The following is a 1,208-nucleotide window of genomic DNA, read 5'->3' on the forward strand; positions in this document are numbered from 1 at the left end:
CTCGTCCTTCGACTTCCGCTCGATCCCCGGACGATCCGCCGTGGTGGTGAACGTGACCGGGCGTCAGGCGGTGGGCATCTCCCCGCTGTCCGTCGGTTTCAACGGCGACCGCGCGGACGCCTACACGTCCGCGCACTTCGGCGAGGCGGCCTCGCGGATCCTCTACAACTTCGAGGCGGTGGGCGTCGGGGAGGAGGCCGTCGGCGTCGGGGTCGCGGACGGACCCCCCGGGGTGGGCTTGCAGGTGAACGTGGAGGACCCGGTCCACGGGTAGTTGTGGGTCTCGTTGCCCGTGCCGTGGGTGCGGAGGTTCCCGCCGACGTAGACGCGGCCGTTCGTGCTTGCGGTCAGGTCCGCCGAGGCCTCGGGGGCGAGGATCGACCCCATGAAGTTCCCCCCGCCGCTCAGGGTGAGCGAGGGGGCCGCCTCGAAGTTGTAGAGGATCCGCGAGGCCGCCTCGCCGAAGTGCGCGGACGTGTAGGCGTCCGCGCGGTCGCCGTTGAAACCGACGGACAGCGGGGAGATGCCCACCGCCTGACGCCCGGTCACGTTCACCACCACGGCGGATCGTCCGGGGATCGAGCGGAAGTCGAAGGACGAGGCGCCGTCGAGTTCCTTGGCGGAGATCTCGAACACCTGCGGCCCGTCGCCGGCCGCCCCGCCCTGGAAGGTGACGGTGTCCCCGCTGCGCGCGGTCGTACCGGTGGGCTTGAGCGCTCCGAGGGAGGCCGACTCCTCCCGTACGGTCCCGGCGAACGCGTCGTACGGAGCGAGGGCCGCGCGGGCGCCCGTGCCGGTCGTGCGGCTCCCGCCGTTCGTCTCCAGCCTGCCCTTCTCCTGGAGGGAGCCGCCGACGCGGACGGCGCCGCCGTGGCCGGTGGCGGAGGTGAGGCCGTGGCCGACGTCGACCGTCGTCCCGGCGGCTATCGACAGGTCCCCGCCCACGGCCAGCATGACCGAGCCGGCCGGCGGCACGATGCCCGAACCCGCTCCGGCACGGCCGACGTTGAACACGCCGCCGGAGGCCTTGGCGAAGGTGGCGTTCCCGCCGACGACGAGCAGGCCCTCGGCCTCGGCGGACGCGCCGTCGGCGGTGTAGTCGCCGCCGGCGAAGAGGGACACGTTGGTGTCGGTGAACCGCGGTTCGTGGCCGATGCCGGGTTCCTCGCCGGGGGCCGGGCAGGTCCGGGTCTCCGCCGGGGCGGGGG

2 protein-coding genes are annotated in these 1,208 nt (G+C 73.6%); one reads left to right on the top strand and one right to left on the bottom strand.

What is annotated here, in order from left to right; translation table 11 throughout:
• On the top strand, window positions 1-274 hold a 274-nt coding region (locus tag EAO70_RS38615; RefSeq protein WP_222723508.1), incomplete at its 5' end, for a hypothetical protein.
• Here EAO70_RS38615 and EAO70_RS35320 read toward each other — a convergent pair.
• The coding region (locus tag EAO70_RS35320; protein WP_148006896.1) for a choice-of-anchor A family protein at window positions 163-1,208 on the bottom strand (1,046 nt) is incomplete at its 5' end. The genes EAO70_RS38615 and EAO70_RS35320 overlap by 112 nt on opposite strands.

This window comes from Streptomyces sp. adm13(2018) (assembly GCF_008042145.1).
Lineage (GTDB): Bacteria > Actinomycetota > Actinomycetes > Streptomycetales > Streptomycetaceae > Streptomyces.